5 protein-coding genes, 22 tRNA genes and 2 rRNA genes (1 of these 29 running past the window's edge) are annotated in these 13,785 nt (G+C 40.5%); 2 read left to right on the plus strand and 27 right to left on the minus strand.

Annotation, left to right across the window (positions count from 1 at the left end; translation table 11 throughout):
• Nucleotides 1-16 precede the first annotated feature (16 nt).
• Nucleotides 17-1,147 carry a glucose-1-phosphate adenylyltransferase gene (gene glgC / locus M1D73_RS24905; RefSeq protein ID WP_000057619.1) on the minus strand — a complete coding sequence of 377 codons (1,131 nt, stop codon included), beginning with the start codon at nt 1,145-1,147 and terminating at the stop codon, nt 17-19.
• Nucleotides 1,095-3,032 carry a 1,4-alpha-glucan branching protein GlgB gene (gene glgB / locus M1D73_RS24910; RefSeq protein WP_000111414.1) on the minus strand — a complete coding sequence of 646 codons (1,938 nt, stop codon included), beginning with the start codon at nt 3,030-3,032 and terminating at the stop codon, nt 1,095-1,097. Before glgB ends, glgC begins: the two co-directional genes overlap by 53 nt.
• A gap of 469 nt (nt 3,033-3,501) precedes the next feature.
• On the opposite strand from glgB, the gene M1D73_RS24915 reads away from it, so the two are divergent.
• Nucleotides 3,502-4,107 carry a CalY family protein gene (locus M1D73_RS24915; protein ID WP_000053932.1) on the plus strand — a complete coding sequence of 202 codons (606 nt, stop codon included), beginning with the start codon at nt 3,502-3,504 and terminating at the stop codon, nt 4,105-4,107.
• A 33-nt stretch (nt 4,108-4,140) separates the two neighbouring features.
• Complete coding sequence (locus M1D73_RS24920) at nt 4,141-8,364, plus strand: S8 family serine peptidase (protein ID WP_121868467.1); 4,224 nt, start codon at nt 4,141-4,143, stop codon at nt 8,362-8,364.
• A 222-nt stretch (nt 8,365-8,586) separates the two neighbouring features.
• Here M1D73_RS24920 and M1D73_RS24925 read toward each other — a convergent pair whose 3' ends face one another.
• The 25 genes from M1D73_RS24925 to M1D73_RS25045 all read right to left on the minus strand — a co-directional run.
• Nucleotides 8,587-9,531, minus strand: a complete 945-nt coding sequence (locus tag M1D73_RS24925; protein WP_000715338.1) for an L-lactate dehydrogenase — start codon at nt 9,529-9,531, stop codon at nt 8,587-8,589.
• A 748-nt stretch (nt 9,532-10,279) separates the two neighbouring features.
• Nucleotides 10,280-10,351 (minus strand) — tRNA-Glu (locus tag M1D73_RS24930).
• Between the two features lie 5 nt (nt 10,352-10,356).
• Nucleotides 10,357-10,447 (minus strand) — tRNA-Ser (locus M1D73_RS24935).
• 7 nt (nt 10,448-10,454) lie between these two features.
• Nucleotides 10,455-10,529: transfer RNA gene (locus M1D73_RS24940), tRNA-Asn, on the minus strand.
• Between the two features lie 7 nt (nt 10,530-10,536).
• Nucleotides 10,537-10,613, minus strand: a tRNA-Ile gene (locus M1D73_RS24945).
• A gap of 10 nt (nt 10,614-10,623) precedes the next feature.
• Nucleotides 10,624-10,694: transfer RNA gene (locus M1D73_RS24950), tRNA-Gly, on the minus strand.
• Nucleotides 10,695-10,707: 13 nt separating this feature from the next.
• A tRNA-Lys gene (locus M1D73_RS24955) sits at nt 10,708-10,783 on the minus strand.
• Nucleotides 10,784-10,793: 10 nt separating this feature from the next.
• Nucleotides 10,794-10,869, minus strand: a tRNA-Thr gene (locus tag M1D73_RS24960).
• 14 nt (nt 10,870-10,883) lie between these two features.
• Nucleotides 10,884-10,959, minus strand: a tRNA-Phe gene (locus M1D73_RS24965).
• Nucleotides 10,960-10,971: 12 nt separating this feature from the next.
• Nucleotides 10,972-11,047 (minus strand) — tRNA-Asp (locus tag M1D73_RS24970).
• 3 nt (nt 11,048-11,050) lie between these two features.
• Nucleotides 11,051-11,127, minus strand: a tRNA-Met gene (locus M1D73_RS24975).
• Between the two features lie 27 nt (nt 11,128-11,154).
• Nucleotides 11,155-11,247: transfer RNA gene (locus M1D73_RS24980), tRNA-Ser, on the minus strand.
• 17 nt (nt 11,248-11,264) lie between these two features.
• Nucleotides 11,265-11,341, minus strand: a tRNA-Ile gene (locus tag M1D73_RS24985).
• 4 nt (nt 11,342-11,345) lie between these two features.
• Nucleotides 11,346-11,422: transfer RNA gene (locus tag M1D73_RS24990), tRNA-Met, on the minus strand.
• A gap of 20 nt (nt 11,423-11,442) precedes the next feature.
• A tRNA-Ala gene (locus tag M1D73_RS24995) sits at nt 11,443-11,515 on the minus strand.
• A 16-nt stretch (nt 11,516-11,531) separates the two neighbouring features.
• Nucleotides 11,532-11,605 (minus strand) — tRNA-Pro (locus tag M1D73_RS25000).
• 10 nt (nt 11,606-11,615) lie between these two features.
• Nucleotides 11,616-11,689 (minus strand) — tRNA-Arg (locus tag M1D73_RS25005).
• A gap of 3 nt (nt 11,690-11,692) precedes the next feature.
• A tRNA-Leu gene (locus M1D73_RS25010) sits at nt 11,693-11,781 on the minus strand.
• 16 nt (nt 11,782-11,797) lie between these two features.
• A tRNA-Gly gene (locus M1D73_RS25015) sits at nt 11,798-11,872 on the minus strand.
• 29 nt (nt 11,873-11,901) lie between these two features.
• Nucleotides 11,902-11,982: transfer RNA gene (locus M1D73_RS25020), tRNA-Leu, on the minus strand.
• A 22-nt stretch (nt 11,983-12,004) separates the two neighbouring features.
• Nucleotides 12,005-12,080, minus strand: a tRNA-His gene (locus tag M1D73_RS25025).
• A gap of 9 nt (nt 12,081-12,089) precedes the next feature.
• Nucleotides 12,090-12,165, minus strand: a tRNA-Thr gene (locus tag M1D73_RS25030).
• A gap of 4 nt (nt 12,166-12,169) precedes the next feature.
• Nucleotides 12,170-12,245, minus strand: a tRNA-Val gene (locus M1D73_RS25035).
• 4 nt (nt 12,246-12,249) lie between these two features.
• Nucleotides 12,250-12,365 (minus strand): 5S ribosomal RNA (rrf, locus tag M1D73_RS25040).
• Nucleotides 12,366-12,466: 101 nt separating this feature from the next.
• Nucleotides 12,467-13,785: ribosomal RNA gene (locus tag M1D73_RS25045) — 23S ribosomal RNA — on the minus strand (it continues 1,603 nt past the right edge of the window).

Genomic DNA, 13,785 nt, shown 5'->3' on the forward strand with positions numbered 1-13,785 from the left:
ATTTCATCCCCCTTTTCTATTTCCCTTCAGCAATTAATACTACATCGTCAACATTCTTTTCTGGACGAATGATTGTTCCATCTTCGATAACCATTTCTGATCCAACAATCGCTCTTTCAATCACAACATTTTTACCAATCTTAGCCCCTGGCATAACGACAGAATCAATCACCATACTTCCTTCTTCCACCGTCACTCCTTGGAATAACACAGAATGCTTCACGTCCCCTTCAATGACGCATCCTTCGTTAATAAGCGATTCTTCTACTTTCGCCTTTTCAGCAATATATTGAGGCGGCTCGTTTGGATTGACAGAGTAAATACGCCAATTACGATCGTTTAAATTCAGTGATGTTTCATCGCGAAGCAAATCCATATTCGCTTCCCATAAGCTCTTCACCGTTCCAACATCTTTCCAATATCCTTCAAACGGATACGCCATTAACTTCTTCCCTTCATCCAATAAAAGCGGAAGTACGTCTTTTCCGAAATCGTTACTAGATTCAGGGTTTCTTGCATCCATCTCTAAATACTCTTTCAAAATTGACCAATTAAAAATATAGATTCCCATTGATGCAAGATTACTTCTTGGAAATTGTGGTTTCTCTTCAAACTCAACAATCTCCATTTCTTCATTTGTATTCATAATGCCAAAGCGACTCGCTTCATCCCAAGGTACTTCAATAACAGAAATGGATACGTCCGATTCTTTCTCAATATGGTAATCTAGCATCTTACTGTAATCCATTTTATAAATATGGTCGCCTGATAAAATAAGAACATACTCTGGTTCATATTGACTTAAATAGTTTAAGTTTTGATAAATGGCACTTGCCGTACCTGTGTACCACTTCACACCTGAAGACTCCGCATAAGGAGGTAATACTGTGACTCCACCGCTTACTCGGTCTAAATCCCATGCATTGCCGATTCCGATATAATTATGAAGTTCTAGTGGTTGATATTGCGTTAAAATCCCAACCGTTTCAATACCAGAATTTGCGCAGTTACTTAGCGTAAAATCAATAATGCGATATTTACCACCAAATGGAACAGCTGGCTTGGCTAAATTTTTTGTTAATGCACTTAATCGACTACCTTTTCCCCCTGCTAGTAACATTGCTACGCACTTTTGTTTTTGAGCCATCTTGTTTTTTGCTCCCCTTTCTCGTCTTCACTGGTCGTAATATGGATACGCCAAATGGTGGAATTGTAATCTCTACATGTGCTGCTTGATTATGGTACGGTTCTAGAATCGTCTTAAGACGTTTCTTATTCACTTGCCCCGAACCGCCATATTGCTGTGCATCACTGTTTAAAATCTCGTTATAATACTCGAAATCTGGTACACCTACTTTATAGTTTTCATATGTAGCTTTCGTAAAATTACATACGATAACTAACGCATCCTCTTGTTTATCCCCTTGGCGGATAAACGAGAAAATACTTTGCTCGTTATTATTAGCATCAATCCACTGAAAACCTTCAGGCGAATGATCAAGCTGCCAAAGTGGTTTTGAGCGCTTATACAATGCTATGAGCTCTTTAAAGTAATCATGCATATAACGATGCATTTCAAAATCATGTAAATTCCAATCTAAATCTTCAAGGTCTTTCCACTCATCAAACTGTCCGAATTCCCCTCCCATGAAAAGTAATTTCTTTCCTGGGTGAGTAAAGAAATATCCATATAATAAACGAAGCTGAGCAAACTTATCCCAGTAATCACCTGGCATTTTATTTAATAACGACTTTTTCCCATGAACGACTTCATCATGAGAAAGCGGTAATATGAAGTTTTCAGAGTACGCATATAGCAAAGAAAACGTCATTTTCTCATGAATGTGTTTCCTATATTCAGGCGCACACTCCATATATTTCAGCACGTCATTCATCCAGCCCATGTTCCATTTGTAATTGAATCCAAGCCCACCTTCATACGTTGGAGTTGTTACAAGTGGCCAAGCTGTTGAATCTTCTGCCGTCATAAGAAAATCTTCATCCTCTGCAAACACTGCTTCATTTAACTCTCTTAAAAATGAAACAGCATGCTCATTACTTTGCTCTTGTCCTTCTTTATTCCAGTACAACATGTTCGCAACTGCATCTACTCTGAAACCATCAATATGGAAATATCTCATCCAAAATAACGCATTTGAAATTAAGAAATTACGTACCTCTCTCTTTCCTAAATCAAAATTGACAGTTCCCCATACTGGATTTTCTTGTACATCTTTATCTTTATATTCATAGGTCGGTGTGCCATCAAACAAATATAAACCGTGAGCATCTTTACAAAAATGCCCCGGCACCCAATCTAAAATGACACCGATTCCATATTTATGACATTCGTCGACAAAATACATTAAATCATGCGGTGTACCAAATCTACTCGTCGCTGCATAATATCCCGTTCCTTGATATCCCCAAGAACGATCATATGGATGCTCAACAAGCGGCATAATTTCAATATGTGTAAATTGATGTTCCACCACATATGGAATGAGTTCTTCTACCATTTCCCTGTAAGAATACAGTGTTCCATCTTCTTTCTTTTTCCAAGAACCAAAATGCAATTCATAAACTGTCATCGCTTCTTTATAAATCGATTTTTTCTTTTTCTTACGAGTCCAGTTTTTATCATTCCATTCATATCCCTTTATATCAAAAACTACAGATGCCGTATTCGGTCTTACTTCTGCATATACAGCATACGGATCTGCCTTTAAAATGACGTCACCAGCCAACGTTTCAATCGCATATTTATATATTTCTCCTTCTTCAATATGCGGTATAAACAAGGACCAAATGCCTTCTTCTGTCACTTGTAGCATTTTATGTTGCTCATAATCCCACTCATTAAAATCTCCAACAACACTCATTGCTTTCGCATGAGGAGCCCACACTGTAAATCGTACCCCTTGAATCTCACCTTCCGTCACAACATGTGCGCCAAAGATGTTATAACTTTTATAGTACTTTTCTGTATGAAACTCATCTCGTTTCACTTCTTCACAATTTATTACACTCAATATGCTCACCTCACTTAGATGACAGAATTTTTTATACTTTAACTATTTCTGCGAAAAACTGCAATATCCTTGTTAATTTATAAAAAACATTCGTTTTTTTCTTAAAAATGTTAGTTTTCCTTCACATTTCCGTGTAAAATATCGAATTTTGACGAATATTCATTGAAAACGCTTTATTATTCTTCTATATTTTTACCAATTATTTTTTCTCAACCTTTATTTTATTATGTCTATCCTATTTTTCATGCTATTTTCCACTCAAAATCAAAACAAAATAATCTGTCATAAAAAAATGTTTCTCAATATTTTTTGTCACAATTTTATTGAAATGCGAAATTCATAAGCATATACTTGTTCTCAATAAAGAACATCGATCTTTCGTAACTACAATTCATAGCGGACTACTATGTTTACTTATTTATCCTTGTTGCGAACGGTTGCTATACAAATTTAACTAGGAGGCTTTCTTATGTCATTAAAACAAAAAGTAGGAATGGGAGTTATCACCGCTTCACTTGGCTTATCCCTTACATTCGGCGGTGTATTCGCCTATTTCAGTGATTCAGAAACATCAAGTAACTCATTTCAAGCTGGAACACTAGATCTTTCTATTAATCCAAGTGTAATCGTTAATGTGAAAGATTTAAAACCAGGTGATTTTATTGAAAGGAACTTCAAGCTTGAAAATAAAGGTACATTGGATATCGCAAAAGTAGCACTTGAAACATCATATGAAGTTACAGATGCAAAGCAAAATAATGACGGTGAAGATTTAGGTGATCACATTATCGTCAAGTTTCTAGTAAATGATGGACAGCCATCTAATCCAAACGATGATCATGAGATTGTGTGGGAAACAAAACTATCACAATTAAAAACTATGAAACCTGAAGATGTCGCTACGTCTCTAGAACGTCATAACTTAATAGATGGTATTAAATCTGGTGAAACAGATTACTTACACGTCCTCTTCTCATTTGAAGATAACGACCGAGATCAAAATAAATTTCAAGGTGATTCCCTGCAGCTAAACTGGACATTCCATACTGAGCAAACAGCTGGCGTGGAGAAATAATTTTTAAAAATATAAATTACCGGAGGCCTATAAATGAAAAAGAAAAATCGTTTTGTTACCGGAATTGTAACAGCTGGCGTTTTGTTTTCAACTGCTATTCCGTTCAATGTACTTGCTGAAAGTCCTATTAACCAAATTGAATCTTCAAATGCTCATTCTATATTATCTAAGCTTTCTAAAGAACAACGCCTGGCATTACAAACGGTAGATGCCAACCCTGGTTTTACAATTTCACCAGATATTAATACGAGTAGTTCTGAGCCTGTAAATATCATCGTAGAATTTCAAACTGCTCCAGTAAAGATTAATGAATTAAAACAAAAAGAAAAAGGATTACAGTCTGCTCCTGAAAATATAAAAGCACGTATTGATCAAGAACATGAAGAATTCGAAAAAGGACTAAAACGTCTTTATCAATTCAGCCCATCAGTAAAATCAGGAAACTTCCAGTCTGTACAAATTAAACGTTCTTATAAGCATGCGATAAATGGTGTTGCGATGACATTACCAGCAAATACAGTAGAAGAATTGTTACGAATTGGCGTTGTAAAACGTATTTGGAAAGATTACGAAGTGAAATTAAATTTACCAAAACAAGCTGAGCAAAAAGCGCCTCAAAAACTAACAGATAGCATCCCGCAAATTGGAGTAGATAAGTTACATAGTGAGGGCATTACCGGAAAAGGAATTAAAGTTGGTGTATTAGATACAGGTATTGATTACAATCATCCTGACTTAAAAGACGTATATAAAGGCTATCGCGCGAAACCTGGTGAGGACTCTAGCAAAGTAGACCCAAACTCAGTAAAGGGTTGGGACTTTATTAATAACGATGCAGATCCAATGGAAACTACTTATTCAGAATGGCAACAATCTGGTGCTCCTGAATTTGATAGCCGTGGTTCTTCCTTCTACACAGCCCACGGCACTCACGTAGCAGGTATCGTTTCTGCACAAAAGAAGAACCAATCTGATTCAGCGGTAAAAGGTGTTGCACCTGGCATTGAACTGTATAACTATCGTGTACTCGGCCCATACGGAAGTGGAGATAGTTCAGGTATTATCGCTGCAATTGATAAATCCATTTCTGACGGTATGAACGTTATTAACTTATCGTTAGGTGATGATAGCAACAATCCACTCGATCCAACATCTATCGCTGTTAATAATGCAATGCTTTCAGGCGTTGTTACAGTCGTTGCTGCTGGTAACTCTGGACCAAATCCATCAACACTCGGATCACCAGGTGCTTCACCATTTGCAATTACGGTTGGAGCAAGTGATAGCTCTATTTCCTTACCGAAACTATCAGGTCATGCTGGACAATTACAATTTCCTAACCTAATTCTATTCGGCAAAAACTTCACTGATAAAATAGAAGATTTCAAGGGACAAACTTTACCTATTGAATATGTAGGAATTGGTACGCCTGACGAGTTTAGTAAAAAAGATGTAAAAGGAAAAATCGCTCTCGTTGCACGCGGTACACTGTCATTTGATGAAAAAATTGCTAATGCAAAACAAGCAGGTGCAAAAGCCGTTATTATTTATAACAATGTGGATGGAGAAATTCCTTTCTACGTTGGCGAAAGTACAAAATACATTCCAGCATTCCGCCTAACGAAAGAAGAAGGTGAAAAACTAAAAGCTCAAATCGAACAAGGTAGCACCTCCTTAACTCTCGATGAAATTAATTACATTCAAACAGAAGGCGATCATCTTGCAGACTTTAGCTCACGCGGTCCTGTTACAGCAAATGATGATATTAAGCCTGATATTACAGCGCCTGGTGTCGCTATCCTTTCAACAGTTCCTGAATATATTAACGACCCGCAAGAGGGTGAAAACTACGCTGTTTCCTATGAGCGTATGCAAGGAACATCTATGGCTTCTCCTCATATCGCTGGCGTTGCTGCTCTAATTTTACAAGAACACCCAGACTACTCTCCGTTCGATGTAAAAGCGTCTCTTATGAACACAGCTAATGATTTAAAAGAAAAATATTCCGTATATGAAGTTGGAGCTGGGCGAGTAGATGCTTACAACGCCGTTCGTACAGAAACAAGCTTTAAAGTATTAGATACGACACAAACTGTTGTAAATGATGAAGTAATTGAAGTACCCGAAGAAACTGGATCTATTGCATTCGGTAAGTTTTATCAAAAAGACGGTGAAGCTCTTGAACAAAAACGAAATATAAAAGTAACTAATCATAATAAACAAGAGAAAAAAGAATTTAAAACAGAAATTTCTTATACACCAGCATCGTCTACTATTAACGATGCTGTCGCAAACGGTGTAAAAATCTCTGCTCCAGAAACAATTACTCTTGATGCTGGCAAAACAGGTGAAATTGAAGCAAAAATTAATGTTCCAGCCGGTGTGAAACAAGGCCGATATGAAGGGTACATTCATATTACGAACACAAAAAATAAAGAAGAAACATATCAAATCCCATTCTCTATTCGTGTATCAGAGCCTGGTATTGAAAATGCAATACTATCAAGAAAAGCAATTTCAACTGATACATCTAAATTCAATCCATACGGTGAATCGTATGTTCACGGAGCATTCCAATTAAACAGCGAACTTGAAACGTTAGATCTTATCGTAAAAGATTCCAAAACAAATAAAGCTCTTGGCTTCATTGGAACATTAAACACGAGTGGCCTAAAAACTGATGTGTATTACTACTTAGATTCATTCTTTAATGGAAAAGTGTATCCTTTTACAAATGATCCTGCAAAACCAATCGGTAATGAGAAAATCAACTTACCAGAAGGAGACTACACAATTGAGTTTGTCGGTTATGATAAGGCTGGGAAAGCACGTGTAAAAGGTGATTATGTTGTAATTGATAATACACCACCAGAAGTGAAATTAACTGGATTAAAACCTGGTATTTACGAGTTAAATGAAGAAAATTATACAGTAGAAGATGGCAAAAAAGCACTATGGATTAAAGGAAATGTATACGATTCAAACGTTGATTACTTAAAAGGAAAAGGATTAAACATTACGCAAGAAGCGAATGGCGTTATGTACTATGACTATTCTCCATACTTGCATAAGTTTTTACCGATTAATGCAAATGGCGACTTTAAAGTTGGCATTACACCTGACTCCTTCAGAACGGAAGGTCCAATGAACACAGGCGTATATATTTTCGATTATGCAACTGCAGGTCCTGACTATCCAAACGGTGTAAATAACTACTGGTTTATCCCGCAAGGTGCTCAATATGCAAAAACTAGTTACGATAAAAAAGAATTATATAAAAATGACGAGTTCACAGTAACACTAAACGCGAAACACGTAAAACAATTTGTTGCTGGGCAATTTAATGTAAACTTCCTAGAGAAGAACTTCAAATTTGCAAATGCGAAATTTAATCCTGCTTTTGAAAAGCTACTTTCCCAAAAAGGGGTAACCGCAAAAGTAAATGAACCGAAACTAGAGGCAGGCTCTGTTACAGTTGGCGGAGCTATCGATGACAAAAATTTTGCTGGATTAGATGGTGATTTCCCGTTCATTGATGTAACGTTCAAAGTAGAAAATGATGAGTTTTATGAAGCAAACGCTCAATTAGAATCACCAATTTTTGTTTACTGGAAACAAGGTGAATCAGAACCAAATAGAATGCGTGTACTTCAAGATCAAACATTCTCAGTTATGTCCTTAAACTCATTAGTAGAAGGAAATATTAAACCTGGTGCATTCTTAAATGAACGCGGATATTTAGATGAAAAGTTCGATTATACAAAGCTTGGCGTAAAAGTATATGCGACTGATTCTTACCGTCATAAGTTTGAAGGCTCACTAGATAAATACGGATACTTCAAACTAAATGGACTTCCAGTTAATAAACGCGACTATAACTTATATGTAGAGGTGCCAGGACATTTAACAAGCCGCCTAACAACGAAACTTGGTACTGAAAAAGACGGTAAGTTGCTTGGCCAATATTATTATGCAAGACCTGACGAAAACCTTGCCGGCGATGTAAATGGTGATAAGGTAATCGATATTAAAGATGCTGAAATTATTGCTAGCAACTATGGTAAAAAAGGACTAACTGTAAAAGACGGAGATCTTAATAAAGATGGTATTGTCGACGAAAAAGATATTCGCTTCGTTGAAAAGAACTTCTTGAAAAAAGGGCCAGATGCATCTAAATCACAAACACCTGTAGAAAAATCAAAAAGCGGTACACTGGCAGATATTTTAAAGAAATTAGGATTAACGCCTAAAAAATAATAAAGTGAAACTTTAATCAATTGAGGTTTTACTGCCCGGCAAATAGCGGAATAATAAAGAGCACTCTACGTAAAATAGAGTGCTCTTTTTCTATAAACGACCCTTATCCAGCAAAAGGGGTATATTGGGGATATACAAGGGAAACCGGAAAAGGAATTTATATTAAATTATATAAGTTCAGAGGTAAGAAGCAGTTTCCCACCCTGAACTATTTAGCAATTATTATAGTACTGGTGCCATTGTTTCTTTTAATACTTTTACAGAATGAGCGAACTTCGCTTTTTCATCTTCATTTAGCTCAAGTTCTACAATTTCACGTACACCTTCGCGGTTAATTACAGCTGGAACACCTACGTAAGCATCTTTCTCGCCGTATTGACCTTCAAGGTATGCAGATACAGTTAATACGCTGTTCTCGTTGTTTAAGATTGCTTTAGTTACACGAAGTAGTGACATACCGATTCCGTAGTAAGTTGCACCTTTACGCTCGATGATATGGTAAGCTGCATCACGTACGTTTTCGAAGATTTTGTCTAAGTCTTCTTGTTTGTACTGTTCGTTGTTAGCTAAGATTGTTTCTAATTTTTGTACACCGATAGTAGCGTGGCTCCATACTGGAAGTTCAGTGTCACCGTGTTCACCAACGATGTAAGCATGAACGTTACGTGGATCTACATCTAAGTAGTCACCTAACATGTAACGGAAACGAGCAGAGTCTAAAGTAGTACCAGAACCGATTACGCGCTCTTTCGGTAAACCAGATTCTTTCCAAGTTACGTAAGTTAAAATATCAACTGGGTTAGTTGCGATTAAGAAGATTCCATCGAATCCGCTATCCATAATGCCTCGAACGATTTGTTTAAAGATCTTTGTATTTTTCTCAACTAAGTCTAAACGAGTTTCACCTGGCTTTTGTGGTAACCCAGCAGTGATAACAACTAAATCTGCATCTTTACAATCTGCATAGCTACCGCTCCAAACTTTTGTTGGTGATGGAGAGAATGGTACCGCATGGCTTAAGTCCATTGCTTCCCCTTCTGCTTTTGCTTCATTAACATCTACTAATACGAATTCTTCAGCTACACCTTGGTTGATCATTGAGTAAGCGTAACTACAACCTACAGCTCCTGTTCCTACTAATACTACACGATTGATACCTTTTTTCATGGTAATTTCCCCTCTCTATTGTTCACATATATTTTTTTATGATTGTTTAAGTAATTAATTAAAATACTAATTTAATGTTGTTTAACTTCTTTACATTCATATTGTAGCACGTATTATTGTGAATTAATTCACAAATTATGACCTATTTGTGAACTTTTTCACATAGAGTGTAAAGTTATTGGAATAGGTGTGGAATCCATTTCAATGGAGGCGTTCTCTTTAGATTGTGAAAGGGATTTTCTTGTGGTTTTTGTCGGTAAGTGAAATTATACCAGCGATTTTTAGAATATATCGACCGTAACTCCAAATATATCAGCGATTATTAAAATTTATCGATCGTAACTCAAATTATATCAGCGATTTTTGCAATATATCGACTTACCGACAAAACTCGACAATACTGACAACATAAAAAAACTGTCTTCAGTAGATCACAGCTATTGAGAGAAAGCAACTTCTTCTATATATTATTTATTTTCCACAGTAGCTCCCAGATGCATTTTTCATCGGTTTCTCCAAGTGTAGGAGGCTACAGCCATACAGCTGGGGTAAAAGTTCAAGTTGAAGTTAATTCCTTCATATTCATACAGGTCCAAATAATTAACATGATTGTATTTACGGCTCTCTATGTACCCAACTGCAACAGCTAATACTTCATATTTCTTCTATTGCATAAAAAAGCAGACTATCCAAAGTCCATTTTTATACAACAAAAAAGAGATAGCAGATTATGCTATCTCTTTTAGTATGACCCGTACGGGATTCGAACCCGTGTTACCGCCGTGAAAGGGCGGTGTCTTAACCACTTGACCAACGGGCCAGTTCTGGCAGAGAAGAAGGGATTCGAACCCTCGCACCGCGTTCGCGATCTACTCCCTTAGCAGGGGAGCCCCTTGAGCCACTTGGGTACTTCTCTATAAATATGGCTCCGCAGGTAGGACTCGAACCTACGACCGATCGGTTAACAGCCGATAGCTCTACCACTGAGCTACTGCGGAACAATTATGGTGGGCCTAAATGGACTCGAACCATCGACCTCACGCTTATCAGGCGTGCGCTCTAACCAGCTGAGCTATAGGCCCATAATTGAAAAGCGGGTGAAGAGAATCGAACTCTCGACCAGAGCTTGGAAGGCTCTTGTTTTACCACTAAACTACACCCGCATTAAATTGTAAATGGTGAGCCATGAAGGACTCGAACCTTCGACCCTCTGATTAAAAGTCAGATGCTCTACCAACTGAGCTAATGGCTCATTTTGAAAGTGGTGCCGACTAGAGGACTTGAACCCCCAACCTACTGATTACAAGTCAGTTGCTCTACCAATTGAGCTAAGTCGGCTTGCGACTTCAAAATGGTGGCTCGGGACGGAATCGAACCGCCGACACGAGGATTTTCAGTCCTCTGCTCTACCGACTGAGCTACCGAGCCTTTATGTAAAAATGGCGGTCCCGACCGGGGTCGAACCGGCGATCTCCTGCGTGACAGGCAGGCATGTTAACCACTACACCACGGGACCATTTGGTTGCGGGGACAGGATTTGAACCTGCGACCTTCGGGTTATGAGCCCGACGAGCTACCGTGCTGCTCCACCCCGCGATGATAAAATATTTACTTTAGAAAAAATGGAGGAGGTAGAGGGATTCGAACCCCCGCGCGACTCTCGCCGCCTGTCGGTTTTCAAGACCGATCCCTTCAGCCGAACTTGGGTATACCTCCGAGATATATACGTCTAATGGTGGACCTTGTAGGACTCGAACCTACGACCGGACGGTTATGAGCCGTCTGCTCTAACCAGCTGAGCTAAAGGTCCTTTATGGTAGCGGCGGAGGGGATCGAACCCCCGACCTCACGGGTATGAACCGTACGCTCTAGCCAGCTGAGCTACACCGCCATAAATGATATTAATTTAAGTGGAGCCTAGCGGGATCGAACCGCTGACCTCCTGCGTGCAAGGCAGGCGCTCTCCCAGCTGAGCTAAGGCCCCATGTTTTTTAGGAATATCGGGAAGACAGGATTTGAACCTGCGACCCCCTGGTCCCAAACCAGGTGCTCTACCAAGCTGAGCCACTTCCCGTTAATAAAAGCGCGCCCGAGAGGAGTCGAACCCCTAACCTCTTGATCCGTAGTCAAACGCTCTATCCAATTGAGCTACGGGCGCATATGGTGCCGAGGGCGGGGGTCGAACCCGCACGGTGGTCACCCACCGCAGGATTTTAAGTCCTGTGCGTCTGCCTGTTCCGCCACCCCGGCATGTCATATTGAAAATTGGAGCGGAAGACGGGATTCGAACCCGCGACCCCAACCTTGGCAAGGTTGTATTCTACCACTGAACTACTTCCGCAAGACATGTATGAGTTATTTAATTAAAAGTGCGGGTGAAGGGAGTCGAACCCCCACGCCAAAGGCGCCAGATCCTAAGTCTGGTGCGTCTGCCAATTCCGCCACACCCGCATATTAATTTATTTAAGAAAAATGGGGCGACTGATGGGAATCGAACCCACGAATGCCGGAGCCACAATCCGGTGCGTTAACCACTTCGCCACAACCGCCATGATTTCTGGTGCCGACTAGAGGACTTGAACCCCCAACCTACTGATTACAAGTCAGTTGCTCTACCAATTGAGCTAAGTCGGCTAAATGGTGGAGGATGACGGGATCGAACCGCCGACCCCCTGCTTGTAAGGCAGGTGCTCTCCCAGCTGAGCTAATCCTCCATTTGTCTGGCAACGTCCTACTCTCACAGGGACAAGGTCCCAACTACCATCGGCGCTAGAGAGCTTAACTTCCGTGTTCGGTATGGGAACGGGTGTGACCTCTCTGCCATCATTACCAGACTGTATTCATTTAAGACAAGAATTATTGTAACTCATTTACTTTCGAAAGTCAACAAGTTTTTTATATTCTTTCAAAACTAGATAACATTGCTTCATATTATATGGTTAAGTCCTCGATCTATTAGTATTCGTCAGCTCCACATGTCACCATGCTTCCACCTCGAACCTATCAACCTGATCATCTTTCAGGGATCTTACTAGCTTACGCTATGGGAAATCTCATCTTGAGGGGGGCTTCATGCTTAGATGCTTTCAGCACTTATCCCTTCCGCACATAGCTACCCAGCTATGCCCTTGGCAGAACAACTGGTACACCAGCGGTGCGTCCATCCCGGTCCTCTCGTACTAAGGACAGCTCCTCTCAAATTTCCTACGCCCACGACGGATAGGGACCGAACTGTCTCACGACGTTCTGAACCCAGCTCGCGTACCGCTTTAATGGGCGAACAGCCCAACCCTTGGGACCGACTACAGCCCCAGGATGCGATGAGCCGACATCGAGGTGCCAAACCTCCCCGTCGATGTGGACTCTTGGGGGAGATAAGCCTGTTATCCCCGGGGTAGCTTTTATCCGTTGAGCGATGGCCCTTCCATGCGGAACCACCGGATCACTAAGCCCGACTTTCGTCCCTGCTCGACTTGTAGGTCTCGCAGTCAAGCTCCCTTATGCCTTTGCACTCTACGAATGATTTCCAACCATTCTGAGGGAACCTTTGGGCGCCTCCGTTACACTTTAGGAGGCGACCGCCCCAGTCAAACTGCCCACCTGACACTGTCTCCCGGGTCGATAAGACCCGTAGGTTAGAATTTCAATACAGTCAGGGCGGTATCCCACCAGCGCCTCCACCGAAGCTAGCGCTCCGGTTTCAATGGCTCCCGCCTATCCTGTACAAACTGTACCAAAATTCAATATCAGGCTACAGTAAAGCTCCACGGGGTCTTTCCGTCCTGTCGCGGGTAACCTGCATCTTCACAGGTACTATAATTTCACCGAGTCTCTGGTTGAGACAGTGCCCAAATCGTTACACCTTTCGTGCGGGTCGGAACTTACCCGACAAGGAATTTCGCTACCTTAGGACCGTTATAGTTACGGCCGCCGTTTACTGGGGCTTCAGTTCAGAGCTTCGCTTACGCTAACCCCTCTCCTTAACCTTCCAGCACCGGGCAGGTGTCACCCCCTATACTTCGCCTTACGGCTTCGCAGAGAGCTGTGTTTTTGCTAAACAGTCGCTTGGGCCTATTCACTGCGGCTTTCCGTTAAGAAAGCACCCCTTCTCCCGAAGTTACGGGGTCATTTTGCCGAGTTCCTTAACCAGAGTTCTCTCGCACACCTTAGGATTCTCTCCTCGCCTACCTGTGTCGGTTTGCGGTACAGGCACCTTTTATCTCGCTAGAAGCTTTTCTTGGCAGCGGGGAATCA

The sequence above is a fragment of the Bacillus sp. PK3-067 genome (genome assembly GCF_056738645.1).

Coding starts and splice junctions, on each gene's coding strand:
- glgC (WP_000057619.1), bottom strand. CDS start 1,147: ATGGCTCAAAAACAAAAGTGCGTAGCAATGTTACTAGCAGGGGGAAAA.
- M1D73_RS24925 (WP_000715338.1), bottom strand. CDS start 9,531: ATGAAAAAAGGTATCAATCGTGTAGTATTAGTAGGAACAGGAGCTGTA.
- M1D73_RS24915 (WP_000053932.1), top strand. CDS start 3,502: ATGTCATTAAAACAAAAAGTAGGAATGGGAGTTATCACCGCTTCACTT.
- M1D73_RS24920 (WP_121868467.1), top strand. CDS start 4,141: ATGAAAAAGAAAAATCGTTTTGTTACCGGAATTGTAACAGCTGGCGTT.